Here is a 16,239-nt window from a genome sequence, read left to right on the forward strand (position 1 = left end):
CTCGAAAGGGCTCAGGCTCTGGTAATGGCCTGACGCACTTGTTCCAGACTCGCCGGATCGTCCAGCGTGGTGAGATCGCCCGGATCGCGCCCTTCGGCAATGGCCTGGATCGAACGGCGCAGCACCTTGCCGGAGCGGGTCTTGGGCAACTGGTTGACGAAGAACACCCGCGCCGGGTTGGCGATCGCGCCCAGTTCGTGCGCGACGCGGGCGATCACTTCCTTCTCCAGCGCGGCGCGGCGCACCGGGTCGGCCAGCATGCTCGGGTCGCGCACCACGGCGAAGGCCTGCGGCACCTGCCCCTTGAGCGCGTCGGCCACCCCCACCACCGCCACCTCGGCGATGGCGCCGTGGCCGGAAACCGCCTCCTCGATCTCGCGCGTGCCGAGGCGATGGCCGGCGACGTTGATCACGTCGTCGGTGCGGCCGAGGATGGTGATGTAGCCGTCGGCGTCGCGCACCCCCCAGTCGAACGAGGAATACAGCAGCCGATCGGCGAAGCCGCCGAAATAGGTGTTGAGGAAGCGCTCGTCCTGCCCCCACACCGTGCTCAGGCAGCCCGGCGGCAGCGGCGGCACGATGGCGATCACGCCCTTCTCGCCGACCCCGACCTCCTCGCCGCTGGCCTCGTCCACCAGCTTGAGGTTGTAGCCGTACACCGGCAGGCCGGGGCTGCCGACCTTGACCGGCTGCGGCGCCACGCCGTTGCACACGGTGAGCATCGGCCAGCCGGTCTCGGTCTGCCAGTAGTTGTCGATCACCGGTACCTTCAGTTCGCCGGCGATCCAGTTGGCGGTCGGCTCGTCCAGCGGCTCGCCGGCGAGGAACAGCGCCTTGAGGCTGGAGAGGTCGTGGCGGTGCAGGTAGGCCGGGTCCTGCTTCTTCAGCACGCGGATCGCGGTCGGCGCCGAGAACATCACCGAGACGCGGTACTTTTCCACGAGCTGCCACCACACCGCCGGGTCCGGGTTGGTCGGCAGGCCCTCGTACACCAGCGTCGCCATACCGGCGATGAGCGGGCCGTAGACGATGTAGGAATGCCCCACCACCCAGCCGATGTCCGAGGTGGAGAAGAAGGCCTCGCCGGCCTCGCCGCCGTAGATGTAGTCCATGCTCGCCGCCAGCGCCACGGCGTAGCCGCCGGTGTCGCGCTCGACCCCCTTGGGCTTGCCGGTGGTGCCGGAGGTATAGAGGATGTAGCTGGGATGGCTCGATTCCACCCAGGTCACCTCGGCGCGGTCGTCCAGGTGCCGGGCGCGCAGCGTGGCGTAGTCGAGGTCGCGCCCCGGCTTCATCATCGGCGCTTCGGCCAGGCCGCGGTTGACCAGGATCACCTTGCCCGGCGCCGCCGCCCCGGCCAGCTCCAGCGCCTCGTCCACCAGCGGCTTGTAGGCGATCACCTTGCCGCCGCGCAGCCCGGCATCGGCGGTCACCATCACCTTGGGCTGGGCGTCCTCGATGCGCGCCGCCAGGCTGGCCGAGGCGAAGCCGCCGAACACCACCGAATGCACCGCCCCCAGCCGCACCGTGGCCAGCATGGCGAACACCGCCTCGGCGATCATCGGCATGTAGATCAGCACGCGATCGCCCTTGCCCACCCCCTGCGCCTGCAGGATGGCGGCAAAGCGCGCCACTTCCTGTTGCAGTTCGGCAAAGCTGTAAACCCGTTCCTCTCCGGTCTCGCTCGAGACGTAGATCAAGGCCGCCTGATCGCCCCGCCCGGCCACGTGCCGGTCCACCGCGTTGTGACAGAGGTTGGTCTCGCCGCCGACGAACCAGCGCCGAAACGGCGGCTTGTCGTAGGCCAGCACCTTGTCGTAGGGACGGTGCCAGTCGATGCGAGCCGCCTCGCGCCCCCAGAAAACCTCGGGCTGATCAATGGACTGGCGATGAAAATCGCGGTATGCGGTCATGCGGTCTCTCCTCCGTGCCGGCGTCTGGCGCGCCGTTGTGCGTAATGACGACAATTCAACCAAGCGGTTGCTCGAATCCCACCTTACCCCACACTCGCAGCAGGGTCAAACGATTCCGCAAGGCGCTGTTTTTCTGCCGCAACAGCCGCCCTCGCCCCTGCCGCACTGGCACGGCCTTGCCGCTTTGCGGTAATCTCGACGCATTCCCATCAAGATTTCGCAGGACTCCGAACATGGACGTCAAGGACTACATGCAGCGCGTCGGCCGCGCCGCCCGCGCCGCCAGCCGCGCCATCGCCCGCGCCGACACCCTCCAGAAAAACCAGGCCTTGCTGGCCATGGCCGACGCCGTCGAGCGCGACAGCGAGCAGCTCATCGCCGCCAACATGCTCGATCTGGAAGCCGCGCGCCAGAACGGACTGGAAGAAGCCTTCATCGACCGCCTGACGCTGTCGGACAAGACCATCCACGGCATGGCCGAGGGCCTGCGCCAGATCGCCGCGCTGCCCGACCCGGTGGGCGAGATGGACGACTTCACCTACCGTCCGTCCGGCATCCAGCTGGGCAAGATGCGCGTGCCGCTCGGCGTCATCGGCATCATCTACGAGGCCCGTCCCAACGTCACCGCCGACGCCGCCGGGCTGTGCCTGAAATCGGGCAACGCCACCATCCTGCGCGGCGGCTCGGAAGCCTTCCACAGCAACCAGGCCATCGCCCGCTGCGTGCACGAAGGGCTGCGCCTGGCCGGCCTGCCGGCCGAGGCGGTACAGGTGATCGAAACCACCGACCGCGCCGCGGTGGGCGAGCTCATCACCATGCCCGAGTACGTCGACGTGATCGTGCCGCGTGGCGGCAAGGGGCTGATCGCGCGCATCAGCCAGGACGCGCGCGTGCCGGTGATCAAGCACCTGGACGGCAACTGCCACGTCTACGTCGACGACACCGCCAACCCGGACAAGGCCGTGGCCATCGTGGTCAACGCCAAGACCCAGCGCTACGCGCCGTGCAACACCATGGAAACGCTGCTGGTGCACGAGGCGTCCGCCGAATTCATGCTGCCGAAGCTGGCCGCCCCGCTGTGGGAAAAAGGCGTGGAGCTGCGCGGCTGCGAACGCACCCGCATCATCCTCGGCGACCAGGTGGTGCCGGCGACCGAGGACGACTGGTACGCCGAATACTCGGCGCCGATCCTGGCGGTGAAGGTGGTGAAAGACCTCGACGAGGCGATCCAGCACATCAACGACTACGGCAGCCACCACACCGACGCCATCGTCAGCGAGGACTACAGCCGCACCCGCCGCTTCCTGCGCGAGGTGGACTCGGCCAGCGTCATGGTCAACGCCAGCACGCGCTTCGCCGACGGCTTCGAGTACGGCCTGGGCGCCGAGATCGGCATCTCCACCGACAAGATCCACGCGCGCGGCCCGGTCGGCCTGCACGGCCTGACCAGCCAGAAGTGGGTGGTGCTGGGTGACGGCCAGGTGCGCAGCTGAGGCTTGACTGATACGGCAATGAAAAAGCGGGCTGCGGCCCGCTTTTTTGTTGGCGACGACAGCGCCATGGTCAGGTCAGGCCGTGCCGTCGGCCGACCACACCACCGGAAACCAGTCCTCGCGCAGGCGCTCGCCGTCTTGCTGGCCGATGCCGGGGAAGGGCGGCGAGGTGCGGCCGGGGCGCGCGGCGTAGCGCACGTCGTCGCCGAGGAAGCGCGCCGAGAAGGCGCGGCGGCGGTTGCCGCCCGGGTTGCCGGCGGCGCCGTGCACGGTGTGGAAGTCGAACAGCACCGCGTCGCCCGGTTCCAGCTCCGGCGCCAGCAGGGTGTAGCTGCCGTCCTCGACGTCGGGCATTTCCATGAAGTCGTCGGCGCCGGCGAAGAAGTTCTCGTTGGTGGCCCAGCGCTTGGGGCGCACCAGTTTGGGCCAGCGGTGCGAGCCCAGCACCACGCGCAGCGTGTTGTCGCGCGTCACCGGGTCGAGCGGAATCCAGTAGCTGGCGGTCTGCAGGCCGCTGACGCAGTAATAGGGGATGTCCTGGTGCCAGGGCGTGGGCTTGGCGGTGCCGGGCTCCTTGACCAGGATGTGCTCGTGGAAGATCTGCACCCGCTGCGCGCCCATCAGCCGCCCCGCCAGCGCGGCCGCCGGCGAATGGCGGATGAAGCGCGCAAACGGTTCGATGCGCTGCCAGTTGCAGTAATCCTCGAAGAAACGCCCGGTTTCGCCCGGCCGAACGTTCTCGATGGCGTACGGGCCGGGCGCGGCCAGCACCTGCTCGAATCCCTCGCGCAGCGGTTCGACCCAGTCGCGAAACGCCCCGCGCAGCACGATCGCGCCGTCGCGCTGGAATGCCTCGATCTGATCCTGTCCTACTGTCGTCGCCTGCATCGGCCTCTCCTCGGGTGGTGGTGGGTAAGACGGCTTCTGGCGACAGTATCGCGGGGCGCTTTATGATAATAAAAATATATATTTCCTATTTTTCATTATTGAAAAACATGATCGACTTCTCGTTGCGTCAGCTCGAATACTTCGTCGCCACCGCCGAGCACGGCGGCGTCAGTGCCGCGGCGCGCGCGCGCCACGTGTCTCAGCCCTCGGTATCGCTCGCCATCGCCCAGCTCGAGGCCGCGCTCGGCACCGCGCTGTTCCGCCGTCAGGCCAGCCGCGGCGTCGAGCTGACACCGGCCGGGCTGCGCGTGCTGGGCCAGGCGCGCGACATCCTGGCGCTGGCGGCAGGCCTCGGCAGCGGCGAGGAACCGGGCGAACTACGCGGCCAGCTGTCGCTGATCTGTTTCCAGGATCTGGGGCCCTATTTCGCCCCGCGCCTGCTGGCGGGGTTTCGTGCACGCCACCCGCAGATCGCGGTGACGCTGCTGGAGGGCGACCTGGCCACGGTGCAGCGCGCGCTGCGCGCCGGCAAGGCCGAGCTGGCGCTGACCTACGAACTCGCCACCGACGCGCAGATGGAATGCCGCACGCTGGCGGAACTGGCGCCCTACGCGCTGCTGCCGGGCGACCATCCGCTGGCGGCGCAGCCCGCCGTGTCGCTGGCCGAGCTGGCCGCGCAGCCGCTGGTGCTGGAGGATATTCCGCACACCCGCGACTACCTGCTGTCGCTGTTCTGGAACCTGGGGCTGACGCCGCGCATCGCGCAGACGGTGCAGAGCTTCGAAATGCAGCGCGGCCTGGTGGCGCACGGCGCCGGCGTGGCGCTGTCGTGCACGCGCCCGGCCGGGGACCTGAGCTACGACGGCACGCCCATCGCCTGCCGCCCGCTGCGCGACGATCCGCCGCCGCAGCGCGTGGTGCTGGCGCGCCCGGCGACAGCACACCCCTCCCCGGTGGTCGACGCCTTCCTGCGCTGGGCCGTCACCCGGGAATGACGGTCCGCCCGCACGGCAGGCCCGCCGCGCTGACACCGCATAGCCTCCGCTTGATGCTAAAGTGATAGTTCATTGTCATTACGGAGCCTGTCATGCCCACGACGTCGCCTCGCCTCGCCCGCCGCCTGCTGTCCTTCCTCGCGCTCGCCGGCACCAGCCTGCTGCCGCTGGCGCCGGGCCTTGCCCACGCCGCGCCGCCGCCCCAACTGAAGGCCCAGGTGCCGGGCTACTACCGCATGGCGCTGGGCGAGTTCCAGGTGACCGCGCTCTACGACGGCTACGTCGACCTCGACCAGAAGCTGCTGAAGAATGCCCGCGCCAGGGACGTGCAGAGCCTGCTGGCGCGCATGTTCATCGACACCACGCGCGGCGTGCAGACCGCAGTCAACGGCTACCTGGTGCACACCGGCACGCGCCTGGTGCTGGTCGATACCGGTTCGGCACGCTGCTTCGGCCCGACCCTGGGCAACCTGATCAACAACCTGCGCGCCGCCGGCTACGAACCGGCCGACGTCGACGCCGTGCTGCTGACCCACCTGCACCCGGACCATGCCTGCGGCCTGGTCACGGCCGAGGGCAAGGCGGCGTTCCCCAACGCCGACGTCTACGTGGCACGGGCCGAGGCGCGCTACTGGCTCGACGAGGCCAGCGCGGCCAAGGCGCCGCCGGACAGCCAGCCCTTCTTCAAGATGGCGCGCGAGTCGGTCGCCCCCTACCTGGCCGCCAACCGGCTCAAGATCTACGGCAAAGGCGAGACGCTGCTGCCGGGCGTCACCACCGTGCCGGCGCCGGGCCACACGCCGGGACACAGCGGCTACCTGTTCAGCTCCAAGGGGCAAAGCCTACTGCTGTGGGGCGACATCGTGCACAGCTACGCCACGCAGTTCGCCCGCCCCGACATCGCGATCGAGTTCGATGTCGACCGCCAGCAGGCGGTGGCCACGCGCAAGAAGCTGCTCGCCGACGCCGCACGCGACAAGTTGTGGGTGGGTGGCGCCCACCTGCCGTTCCCGGGGCTGGGGCACGTGCGCGCCGAGCGCAGCCGCTACGCCTGGGTGCCGGTCGAGTACGGCCCGCTGCGCAGCGACCGCTGATCACCATGTTGTATCTCCCCGAGCCCGGCCCTCATGGACCGGGTTTTTTCATTGCGGCGCGGGTCGTCGCGAGGACAGGGGGCCGCGCCGGGTCCCGCTCCCTCAGGGTTGGCCGAAGTCCCCCATGCTGCCGATAGTACGGAGAGAGGGCCTCTGGTACCCTTGCAGGCAGTCCAAGAATAAAACCCTGACGGCAACCCCATGAGCACCAACGACACCCTGATCTACCTGGCCTCGGCCAGTCCGCGCCGGCGCGAGCTGCTGCAGCAGCTCGGCGTGCGCACCGAACGCATCCACGCCGAAATCGACGAGGCGGTCCTGCCCGGCGAAAACGCCGTGGCCTACACCGAGCGCCTGGCGCGCGACAAGGCCGCCGCCGGCTGGCACCTGGTGGAAAGCTGCGGCCTGCCGTCGCGTCCGCTCTTGGCCGCCGACACCACGGTGGTGCTGGACGGCGAGATTTTCGGCAAGCCGGCCGACGCCGCCGACGCGCGCCGCATGCTCGAGGCCTTCTCCGGCCGCAGCCACCAGGTGGTGACCTCGGTGGCGGTGCGCGAGGGCGAGCGCACCCTGCTCAAGACCTCGGTCACCGACGTCGCCTTCCGCCCGCTCACCGCACTCGACATCGCCCGCTACATCGACACCGGCGAGCCGTTCGACAAGGCCGGCGCCTACGGCATCCAGGGCCGCGCCGCGGTGTTCATCGAGCGCATCGAAGGCAGCTACACCGGCGTGGTCGGGCTGCCGGTGTTCGAGACCGCCGCGCTGCTGTCCGAATTCGGCCTGGTCTTCCCCTGAGGAGCGTCGCATGCTGCATCAATCCATTCCGCTGCCGCGCGACCTGCCGCGCCCCAACGAGCAGATCCTGGTCAACATCACGCCGCAGGAAACCCGCGTCGCGGTGCTGGAAGACGCCATCGTGCAGGAATTGCACGTGGAGCGCGCCGCCAGCCGCGGCATCGTCGGCAACATCTACCTGGGCCAGGTCAAGCGCGTGCTGCCCGGCATGCAGAGCGCCTTCATCGAGATCGGTCTGGAGCGCGCCGCCTTCCTGCACATCGCCGACGTGCTGGAACAGCGCCAGCATCCTTCCGAGCCGCAGCGCATCGAGAAGATGCTGTTCGAGGGCCAGACCGTGCTGGTCCAGGTGATCAAGGACCCGATCGGCACCAAGGGCGCGCGCCTGTCGACGCAGATCTCGCTGGCCGGGCGCTTCCTGGTGCACCTGCCGCAGGAAGAACACATCGGCATCTCGCAGAAGATCGAGAACGAGGAGGACCGCCTGAGCCTCAAGGCGCGGCTGGAGAAGCTGCTGCCCGACGGCACGCCCAAGGGCTACATCATCCGCACCAGCGCCGAGACCGCCAGCGACCAGGAACTCGCCGCCGACATCGGCTACCTCGGCAAGCTGTGGACCGACATCCGCCAGCGCTCGCTCACCGAACCGCCGCAGAGCCTGCTCTACGAAGACCTGCCGCTGGCGGTGCGCGTGCTGCGCGACATGGTGAGCGAATCGACCGAGCACGTCATCGTCGACTCCACCGAGAACTACAGCCGCATGGTGGAGTTCGCCGAGCAGTACGTCACCAACGCGGTGGACAAGATCGCGCGCTACAGCGGCGAGCGCCCGCTGTTCGAGCTGCACGGCATCGAGGCCGAGATCGACCGCGCCCTGGCGCGCCGCGTCAACCTGAAGTTCGGCGGCTACCTGATCATCGACCAGACCGAGGCGATGACCACCATCGACGTCAACACCGGCGGCTTCGTCGGCAACCGCAATTTCGACGAGACCATCTTCAAGACCAACCTTGAGGCCACCCACGCCATCGCGCGCCAATTGCGCCTGCGCAACCTGGGCGGCATCATCATCGTCGACTTCATCGACATGGATAACGAGGAGCACCGCAGCCAGGTGCTGAACGAGCTGGCCAAGGCGATGGCGCGCGACCGCACCCGGGTGACGCTGAACGGCTTCACCAGCCTGGGGCTGGTCGAGATCACCCGCAAGCGCACGCGCGAGAGCCTGGCGCACGTGCTGTGCGAACCGTGCCCGACCTGCCAGGGGCGCGGCGAGATCAAGACGGCGCAGACGGTGTGCTACGAGATCCAGCGCGAGATCGTGCGCGAGGCGCGCCAGTTCGACGCCAAGGGCTTCCGCATCCTGGCCGCGCAGCCGGTGATCGACATGTTCCTCGACGAGGAATCGCAGAGCCTGGCGATGCTGGTGGACTTCATCGGCAAGCCGATCTCGCTGTCGGTGGAAACCACCTATCCACAGGAGCAGTTCGACGTGGTGCTGCTGTGATTCCAAATGCGCCTTAGAAACGATAACGTTGTCGGCCGCGTGGCCGCGGACCGCGTGCGAATCTTAAGATTCGCTCAGCGAGCCCTTGCCGTACTAGCTGTACTGTCTGCGGCCCCGCTCACTTGCCTTCGCGTTCTCGTTCCTAATGCTTTTTGGAATGCCGCCGCAAACACTGTAACGAGACAAGCATGAGCGAAAACTACGACGACCCGATCTGGCTTGCCGTCTTCAAGGAGGCCGAAGCCGCCGCGCAGGCCGAGCCTCTGCTGGCGAGCTTCCTGCACATGACGGTGCTGCGCCACGACACGCTGGAAGACGTGCTGGCGTTCCACCTGTCGAGCAAGCTCTCGAGCCCGGTGATGGACGCGCGCGCCTTGATGGAGCTGTTCCGCGAGGCGCTCGCGGCCGACCCCGTCATCGGCCAGAAGATGCGCGCCGACATCGTGGCCTGCTACGACCGCGACCCGGCCTGCGAGGGCTACTCCATCCCGCTGCTGTACTTCAAGGGCTTTCACGCCATCCAGAGCCAGCGCGTGACGCACTGGCTCTGGCAGCAGGGGCGGCAGACGCTGGCGCTGTTCCTGCAGAACCGCATCTCCGAGGTGACCGGCGCCGACATCCACCCGGCGGCGCGCATCGGCCAGGGCGTGATGCTGGACCACGGCACCGGCGTGGTGGTGGGCGAAACCGCGGTGATCGGCGACAACGTCTCGATCCTGCACGGCGTGACGCTGGGCGGCTCCGGCAAGGAGCGCGGCGACCGCCATCCCAAGATCGGCGACGGCGTGCTGATCGGCACCGGCGCGGCGATCCTCGGCAACATCCACGTCGGCGAGTGCGCCAAGGTCGGCGCCGGCAGCGTGGTGCTGGACGACGTGCCGCCGCACAGCACCGTGGCCGGGGTGCCGGCCAAGGTGGTGGGCTCGCCCGGACCGGGCACGCCGGGGCTGGACATGGACCAGCGGGTGTAAGCTGCCATGCCACGGGCGGTGCAGGCACCGCACGAGATTGTTGACAAACCCCTTTTGCGAAGCGGAAGGGGTTTGTCGTGTAAATAAGGAAGGCTGCGGATTCAATAGCTTGTCAGAAGCGGCCCGGCTTTGCCGGGTCCGGTAGAATCTGGACAGGGTACTTTGTCAGCAGCCTGGGGCGGTGCCAGCGCCGCCCGTGCTCCCTTGCTGCAACCTGACTTGATGCCCCATAGGAGCATGAGATGAACGTCCAGCAAGTCGACTACCGCGCCGCCGACGCCGCCGAACGCTTCGCCCGCTCGCTGCACGAGACCGGCTTCGCCGTGCTCAGCCATCACCCGATCCCGGAGACGCTGGTGACGGACCTGTACCGGCGCTGGCTGGCCTTTTTCGACGGCGACGCCAAGCACGCCTACGCCTTCTCTCCCGAGACCCAGGACGGCTGGTTCTCCACCGCGGTGTCCGAGACCGCCAAGGGCCACACCCAGAAGGACCTCAAGGAGTACTACCACGTCTACCCCTGGGGGCGCATTCCGCCCGAGCTGCACGACGACACCCTGCGCTACTACGCCGTGGCCAGCGCGCTCGCGGCCGAACTGCTGGGCTGGGTGGAGCGCCACACCCCGCCCGACATCGCCGCGCATTACAGCCAGCCGCTGTCGACGATGATCGCCAACAGCCGCGGCACGCTGCTGCGCGTGCTGCGCTACCCGCCGCTGAGTGGCGACGAACCGGCCGGCGCCCTGCGCGCCGCCGCGCACGGCGACATCAACCTGTTGACCATCCTGCCCGCCGCCAGCGAGCCGGGGCTGCAGGTGCAGGGGCGCGACGGCCAGTGGCAGGACGTGCCGTGCGACTTCGGCACGCTGGTGATCAACACCGGCGACATGTTGGCCGAAGCCTCGCGCGGCTACTACCCGTCCACGCTGCACCGCGTGGTCAACCCGGTGGGCGAAGCCGCCGCCAGGAGCCGCGTCGCGCTGCCCCTGTTCCTGCACCCGCGCGACGAGGTGGAGCTGTCGGAGCGCTACAGCGCCGGCCGCTATCTGGCCGAACGGCTGCGCGAGCTGGGGGTGAAGGGCTAGGGCGTCACACTGCCCCAAGGCTGGCCGAAGCCCCGCTTCGGCCAACCTTTTGTCTATGCAACGGCCGCCGTGACGAGGCGCTTCGATCCGTCCGTACGGGCGGCGGCGCGCTGGGGTAAAATCGGCGTTTTGACGATTGCTGCCCCGCCATGTCCGATCTGCTCTCCGGCCTCAACCCCGAACAACTCTCCGCCGTCACCTGGCCCGCCAAGAGCGCGCTGGTGCTGGCCGGCGCCGGCAGCGGCAAGACGCGGGTGCTGACCACGCGCATCGCCTGGCTGATCCAGACCGGCCAGGTCAGCCCGGCCGGCATCCTCGCCGTGACCTTCACCAACAAGGCGGCGCGCGAGATGCAGACGCGCCTGGGCGCGATGATCCCGGTCAACGTCAAGACCATGTGGATCGGCACCTTCCACGGCCTGTGCAACCGCTTCCTGCGCGCCCACTACCGCGACGCCGGGCTGCCCAGCACCTTCCAGATCCTCGACTCGGCCGACCAGCAGGCGGCGATCAAGCGCCTGCTGAAGAGCCTCGACGTCTCAGACGAAAAATTCCCGCCGCGCGCGGTGCAGAACTTCATCAACGGCAACAAGGAATCCGGCGTGCGCGCCGACGCGCTGTCGGCGCACGACGCCTACACCAAGAAGCTGATCGAGCTCTACGCCGCCTACGACGCGCAGTGCCAGCGCGAGGGCGTGGTGGACTTCGCCGAGCTGCTGCTGCGCAGCTACGAGGTGCTGTCGCGCAACGCCGCGCTGGCCGAGCACTACAAGAGCCGCTTCCGCTTCATCCTGGTGGACGAGTTCCAGGACACCAACCGCTTGCAGTACGCCTGGCTCAAGCTCTTGGCCGGGCGCGACAACGCGCTGTTCGCGGTGGGCGACGACGACCAGAGCATCTACGCCTTCCGCGGCGCCGAGGTCGGCAACATGCGCTCGCTGCTGGTCGACTTCGGCATCGACGGCCCGGTGCGGCTGGAGCAGAACTACCGCTCGGCCGGCAACATCCTCGCCGCCGCCAACGCGCTGATCGAGAAGAACGACGGCCGGCTCGGCAAGAACCTGTGGACCGAGGCCGGCGAGGGCGAACCGATCCGCCTCTACGACGCCTATTCCGATGGCGACGAGGCCGAGTTCATCTGCGACGAGGTCAAGGCGCTCCAGCGCGACGGCTGGAACCTCTCCGACATCGCCGTGCTGTACCGTTCCAATGCCCAGAGCCGTGCGCTCGAGCACGCCCTGGTCAACGCCAAGCTGCCGTACCGCGTGTACGGCGGGCTGCGCTTCTTCGAGCGCCAGGAGATCAAGCACGCGCTGGCCTACCTGCGCCTGATCGCCAACCCGGACGACGACAACGCGCTGCTGCGCGTCATCAACATCCCGGCGCGCGGCATCGGCGCGCGCACCGTGGAAGGCCTGCAGGCCGCCAGCCGCGAGCAGGGCATCAGCCTGTGGCAGGCCGCCTGCGCCTCCGGCAGCGGCCGCGCCGCCGCCAGCCTGGGCAAGTTCGTGCTCTTGATCGACCAGCTCCGCGCGCGCACCTCCACGCTGAACCTGGCCGAGACCGTCAGCCTGCTGCTCGACGATTCCGGCCTCAAGGCGATGTACGAGGCCGACAAGAAGGAGAGCGAGGAGCGCCTCGCCAACCTCGACGAACTGATCAACGCCGCCGCCGGCTTCTTCCCGCAGGACCCTGAGCAGGCGGTGGTGGAATTCCTCAGCGCCGCCAGCCTGGAAGCCGGCGAGCACCAGTGCCGAGGCCGGCCAGGACGCGCTGCAGCTGATGACGGTGCACGCCGCCAAGGGGCTGGAATTCGACGCGGTGTTCGTGTCCGGGCTGGAGGAAGGGCTGTTCCCGCACGAGAACAGCTTCAACGATCCCAAGGGGCTGGAGGAGGAGCGGCGCCTGATGTACGTCGCGGTGACGCGCGCGCGCAAACGGCTCTACCTCAGCTCGGCGCAGAGCCGCATGCTGCACGGCCTGAGCCGCTACCCGATCCGCTCGCGCTTCGTCGACGAGGTGCCGGGCCAGCTGCTGCACGTGCTGTCTGCTACAGTGAAACCGTTACCGGTCTCGCATAACACGCGTGCGCCCTGGCTGGACCAGCCGCCGCCGAGCCGCCCTTCGGCCAACCTCAAGGGCTTCGCCATCGGCCAGTCGGTGACGCACGCCAAGTTCGGGCTGGGGGTGGTGATCGACGCCGAAGGCGGCGGCGACGACGTGCGCCTGCACATCAACTTCGCCGAACACGGCCTGAAATGGCTGGACCTGCGTTACGCCAAGCTCAGCGCGGCCTGACGGCCGCCGTGCACCGTTGCCGGAAGATACCCCGATGAGCGATCTCAAGCCGCAGTCCACCTCGTTTCACAGCATCGCCTCGGCGTACAAGGGCGCGCGTCCGGCCGAGCAGCCCATGGCCGACCCCTACGCCAAGCGGCTGTTCCTGATCATCGACAGCGTGCCGGAAATGCAGCGCGCGCTGGCGATGACGCTGTCGTCGTTCGGCGCCGAGAAGGTCGAGTACGCCAGCAAGGCGGGGGACGCGCTGGCCAAGCTCGCCAAGTACGAGTTCGACGTGGTGCTGTGCGATTACGACCTCGGCAACGGCTACGACGGCCTCTACCTGTTCGAAGAGGTCAAGGAACGCAACCTGATCAAGCAGTCGTGCGTGTTCATGATCGTCACCGGCGAGCGCCGCGCCCAGCGCGTGATCTCGGCCGCCGAACAGGCCCCCGACGACTACCTGCTCAAGCCCTTCACCGGCGAGGTGCTGGCGCAGCGGCTGGAGCGCGCCATGCGCCGGCGCGAGGCGTTCCGCATCGTCGACGAGGCGGTGATGCGCCACGAATACCTCGCCGCCATCGACGCCTGCAGCCGCAAGATCGGCGAGCGGAGCGAATTCGCGCTCGACTTCATGAAGCTGAAGGGCTCGCTGTCGCTCAAGATCGGCGACTACGACACCGCCCGCGCCCTCTACATGGACGTGCTGCGCATCAAGACCGTGCCGTGGGCCAAACTCGGCCTGGCCAAGGCGCTGACCGGGCAGAAGGCCTACGACGAAGCGCGCCTGCTGTTCGAAGAGGTGCTGCGCGAGAACGACCGGGTGATGGAAGCCTACGACTGGCTCGCCCGGCTGCACCAGACCAACCACGAGCTGGACAAGGCGCAGCAGATGCTGGCCAGCGCCACCCGGTTGTCGCCGGTGGTGATCCGGCGCCAGAAACAGCTGGCCGAAGTGGCGCTGAAGAACCACGACCTCGCCACCGCCGAGGCCGCCAGCCGCGAGACGCTGGAGATCGCCAAGTACACCTGGCACCGCCACCCCACCCACTACGCCATGCTGGCGCGCGTCCAGATGGCACAGGGCGAAAACGGAGCGGCGGCGCGCACCGTCGCCAGCCTGCGCCGCGACTACCGCTACAACGAAGTGGGCGAATGGATGGCGGACGTCTGCGACAGCCAGCTGCAACTGAAGAGCGGCAACCGCCAGCGCGCCGCCCAGCTGCTGAGCGAGGCGCAGGAACGCTTCGCCACGCTCGGCGCCGGACTGCCGCCCGAGGCGCAGATGGAGTTCGCCCGCGCCTGCTACGCCCAGGGGCGGCAGGACGCCGGCGACGCCGCGATGCAGGCGCTGGTGCGCAACCACCACGACGACGAGGCGCTGCTGGGACAGATCGGCGACCTGTTCGAGGACGTCGGCCGCCGCGACGCCGGCCACCAGCTCATCGCCAGCAACGTGCAGTCGGTGATCGAACTCAACAACGAGGCGGTGCGCGCCGCCCAGGCCGGCCAGTTCGAGCAGGCCATCGAACGCTTCGCCAAGGCGCACGAAGACATGCCGGGTAACCTGCAGGTGATGCTCAACCTGGTCAACGCCACGCTGGCCTATGTGCACCGTAACGGCTGGCACGAAAGCCACATGCGCCGCGCCCACGAGCTGCTGAAGAAGGTGCGCGAGCTGGCCCCGGCCAACAACAAGTTCCAGAAACTGCTGCAGGCCTGGCGCATCCTGGTGGAGAAGCTCGGCAAGCCGCAGTGGGTGCTGTGACCCCGGTGCGCGCCGCCCGCTAGCGGCGCGACGCGGTGGCGACGGAAACCCGGCCACCGCCCCCACAAGGGACGAATCATGTCCGCTACCGCCCTGCCGGCCGCCCAGGCCGAATGGCTGCGCGCCGAAGGCGTGTGCGAGGTCGAACTGGTGTTCGCCGACCTCACCGGCTTCCCGCGCGGCAAGACCCTCCCCGCCCTCGCCTTCGCCCACGGCCAGGAAGTCCGCATTCCCCGCGCCGTGGCGGTGCAGGCCTGCACCGGCGCCTATCCCGACTACCGCTTCTACGGCGAGCAGGACCCGGACGTCGCGCTGCGCCCGGATCTGACCACGCTGTGCCGCGCCCCCTGGAGCGACACCCCGCGCGCCGTGGTGATCTGCGACAACGTCGACCACGGCGGCAGCTTGTCGCCGCTGGCGCCGCGCAGCGCGCTGCAGCACGTGCTGGCCGACTACGCCGCGCGCAGCCTCAGCCCGGTGGTGGCGCCGGAGCTGGAGTTCTACCTGTTCGCCGCGCACGACGGCGACGCCGCCCCGTTCCAGTCGCCGGCGCTGCGTGGCGGGCGGCGCGAGGCCGGCGGCGATGCCTTCAGCCTGTCGGCACGCAACGACCTCGCGCCGTTCTTCGACGAGGTCTACCGCGGCTGCGAGCGGCTCGGCATCGCCAGCGACACCTTCCTGCACGAGATGGGACCGAGCCAGTTCGAGATCAACCTGCGCCACGGCGACGCGCTGCGCCTGGCCGACCAGATGTTCTTGTTCAAGTACCTGCTGAAGGAAACCGCGCACCGCCACGGCCTGTCGGCGGTGTGCATGGCCAAGCCGCTGGCGGGCGAGCCGGGCAGCTCGATGCATCTGCATCAGAGCCTGGTCGACAGGCACGGCCACAACCTGTTCGGTCGGGCCGACGGCGGCAACAGCGCGCTGCTGCTGCACTTCATCGCCGGCCTGCAGCGTTACCTGCCGGCGCTGCTGCCGCTGTTCTGCCCCAACCCCAACTCCTACCGCCGTTTCGTCAAGGGCCCGGCGGCGCCGGTCAACCTGGCCTGGGGCGAGGACAACCGCTCGGTCGGGCTGCGCGTGCCACGCTGCGGCACGGAGGCACGCCGGGTCGAGAACCGCCTGCCCGGCGCCGACGCCAACCCTTACCTGGCGCTGGCGGCGAGCCTGGGCGCCGGGCTGGCGGGCATCGCCGAGCACCTGACGCCGGATCCGCCGGTGAGCGGCAACGTGTTCCGGCAGGGCGACACCAGCCTGCCTGCCACGCTGGACGCCGCGCTCGCCGCCATGCGCGCCTCGCCCTGCGCGGAGCGGCTGTTCGGCAGCGAGTTCGTGCAGGCCTACCTGGCGGTGAAGGAGCTGGAACTGCTCGACTTCCAGCACCAGATCACGCCGTGGGAGCGGCGCCACCTCGGGCTCTTGGCCTGAAGCGGCGCCCCCCAGCAAA

At 68.8% G+C, this 16,239-nt stretch carries 11 protein-coding genes and 1 pseudogene; 10 read left to right on the forward strand and 2 right to left on the reverse strand.

Annotated elements, in window-relative coordinates; all coding sequences use genetic code 11:
- Window positions 1-11: 11 nt before the first annotated feature.
- The gene (locus ABKF58_RS04155) at window positions 12-1,913 is read right to left on the reverse strand and encodes a propionate--CoA ligase (protein ID WP_482583465.1); all 1,902 of its coding nucleotides are present in this window, start codon (window positions 1,911-1,913) and stop codon (window positions 12-14) included.
- A 233-nt stretch (window positions 1,914-2,146) separates the two neighbouring features.
- Between ABKF58_RS04155 and ABKF58_RS04160 the strand changes: the two genes are divergently transcribed.
- Window positions 2,147-3,406, forward strand: coding sequence for a glutamate-5-semialdehyde dehydrogenase (locus ABKF58_RS04160; RefSeq protein ID WP_482583466.1), 1,260 nt, complete (start codon window positions 2,147-2,149; stop codon window positions 3,404-3,406).
- A 75-nt stretch (window positions 3,407-3,481) separates the two neighbouring features.
- Here ABKF58_RS04160 and ABKF58_RS04165 read toward each other — a convergent pair whose 3' ends face one another.
- The gene (locus tag ABKF58_RS04165) at window positions 3,482-4,294 is read right to left on the reverse strand and encodes a phytanoyl-CoA dioxygenase family protein (RefSeq protein ID WP_482583467.1); all 813 of its coding nucleotides are present in this window, start codon (window positions 4,292-4,294) and stop codon (window positions 3,482-3,484) included.
- A gap of 107 nt (window positions 4,295-4,401) precedes the next feature.
- Here ABKF58_RS04165 and ABKF58_RS04170 point away from each other — a divergent pair, with 107 nt between their 5' ends.
- From ABKF58_RS04170 to ABKF58_RS04210, 9 genes and pseudogenes are all read left to right on the forward strand, one after another.
- Window positions 4,402-5,289, forward strand: coding sequence for a LysR substrate-binding domain-containing protein (locus ABKF58_RS04170; RefSeq protein WP_482583469.1), 888 nt, complete (start codon window positions 4,402-4,404; stop codon window positions 5,287-5,289).
- Window positions 5,290-5,381: 92 nt separating this feature from the next.
- Complete coding sequence (locus ABKF58_RS04175; protein WP_482583470.1) at window positions 5,382-6,383, forward strand: MBL fold metallo-hydrolase; 1,002 nt, start codon at window positions 5,382-5,384, stop codon at window positions 6,381-6,383.
- 201 nt (window positions 6,384-6,584) lie between these two features.
- Entirely contained in the window at window positions 6,585-7,181 is a 597-nt protein-coding gene (locus tag ABKF58_RS04180; RefSeq protein ID WP_008954740.1) for a Maf family protein, read from the forward strand.
- A 10-nt stretch (window positions 7,182-7,191) separates the two neighbouring features.
- The gene (gene rng / locus ABKF58_RS04185; protein ID WP_008954739.1) at window positions 7,192-8,688 is read left to right on the forward strand and encodes a ribonuclease G; all 1,497 of its coding nucleotides are present in this window, start codon (window positions 7,192-7,194) and stop codon (window positions 8,686-8,688) included.
- Between the two features lie 188 nt (window positions 8,689-8,876).
- Complete coding sequence (gene cysE / locus ABKF58_RS04190) at window positions 8,877-9,659, forward strand: serine O-acetyltransferase (RefSeq protein WP_008954738.1); 783 nt, start codon at window positions 8,877-8,879, stop codon at window positions 9,657-9,659.
- 242 nt (window positions 9,660-9,901) lie between these two features.
- Window positions 9,902-10,744, forward strand: a complete 843-nt coding sequence (locus tag ABKF58_RS04195; RefSeq protein ID WP_482583472.1) for a 2OG-Fe(II) oxygenase family protein — start codon at window positions 9,902-9,904, stop codon at window positions 10,742-10,744.
- Window positions 10,745-10,893: 149 nt separating this feature from the next.
- Window positions 10,894-13,042: pseudogene (locus tag ABKF58_RS04200) on the forward strand (UvrD-helicase domain-containing protein).
- Window positions 13,043-13,076: 34 nt separating this feature from the next.
- On the forward strand, window positions 13,077-14,792 hold the full coding sequence (locus ABKF58_RS04205; protein ID WP_014085647.1) for a tetratricopeptide repeat-containing response regulator: 1,716 nt from the start codon (window positions 13,077-13,079) through the stop codon (window positions 14,790-14,792).
- 78 nt (window positions 14,793-14,870) lie between these two features.
- The gene (locus tag ABKF58_RS04210; RefSeq protein WP_482583473.1) at window positions 14,871-16,220 is read left to right on the forward strand and encodes a glutamine synthetase family protein; all 1,350 of its coding nucleotides are present in this window, start codon (window positions 14,871-14,873) and stop codon (window positions 16,218-16,220) included.
- The last annotated feature ends 19 nt before the right edge of the window (window positions 16,221-16,239 follow it).

It is taken from the genome of Pseudogulbenkiania sp. AW2-16 (genome assembly GCF_056824575.1).

Excerpts from the sequence above, each read along its gene's own strand:
- ABKF58_RS04155 (WP_482583465.1), bottom strand. The coding sequence starts at position 1,913 with ATGACCGCATACCGCGATTTTCATCGCCAGTCCATTGATCAGCCCGAG.
- ABKF58_RS04160 (WP_482583466.1), top strand. The coding sequence starts at position 2,147 with ATGGACGTCAAGGACTACATGCAGCGCGTCGGCCGCGCCGCCCGCGCC.
- ABKF58_RS04165 (WP_482583467.1), bottom strand. The coding sequence starts at position 4,294 with ATGCAGGCGACGACAGTAGGACAGGATCAGATCGAGGCATTCCAGCGC.
- ABKF58_RS04170 (WP_482583469.1), top strand. The coding sequence starts at position 4,402 with ATGATCGACTTCTCGTTGCGTCAGCTCGAATACTTCGTCGCCACCGCC.
- ABKF58_RS04175 (WP_482583470.1), top strand. The coding sequence starts at position 5,382 with ATGCCCACGACGTCGCCTCGCCTCGCCCGCCGCCTGCTGTCCTTCCTC.
- ABKF58_RS04180 (WP_008954740.1), top strand. The coding sequence starts at position 6,585 with ATGAGCACCAACGACACCCTGATCTACCTGGCCTCGGCCAGTCCGCGC.
- rng (WP_008954739.1), top strand. The coding sequence starts at position 7,192 with ATGCTGCATCAATCCATTCCGCTGCCGCGCGACCTGCCGCGCCCCAAC.
- cysE (WP_008954738.1), top strand. The coding sequence starts at position 8,877 with ATGAGCGAAAACTACGACGACCCGATCTGGCTTGCCGTCTTCAAGGAG.
- ABKF58_RS04195 (WP_482583472.1), top strand. The coding sequence starts at position 9,902 with ATGAACGTCCAGCAAGTCGACTACCGCGCCGCCGACGCCGCCGAACGC.
- ABKF58_RS04205 (WP_014085647.1), top strand. The coding sequence starts at position 13,077 with ATGAGCGATCTCAAGCCGCAGTCCACCTCGTTTCACAGCATCGCCTCG.
- ABKF58_RS04210 (WP_482583473.1), top strand. The coding sequence starts at position 14,871 with ATGTCCGCTACCGCCCTGCCGGCCGCCCAGGCCGAATGGCTGCGCGCC.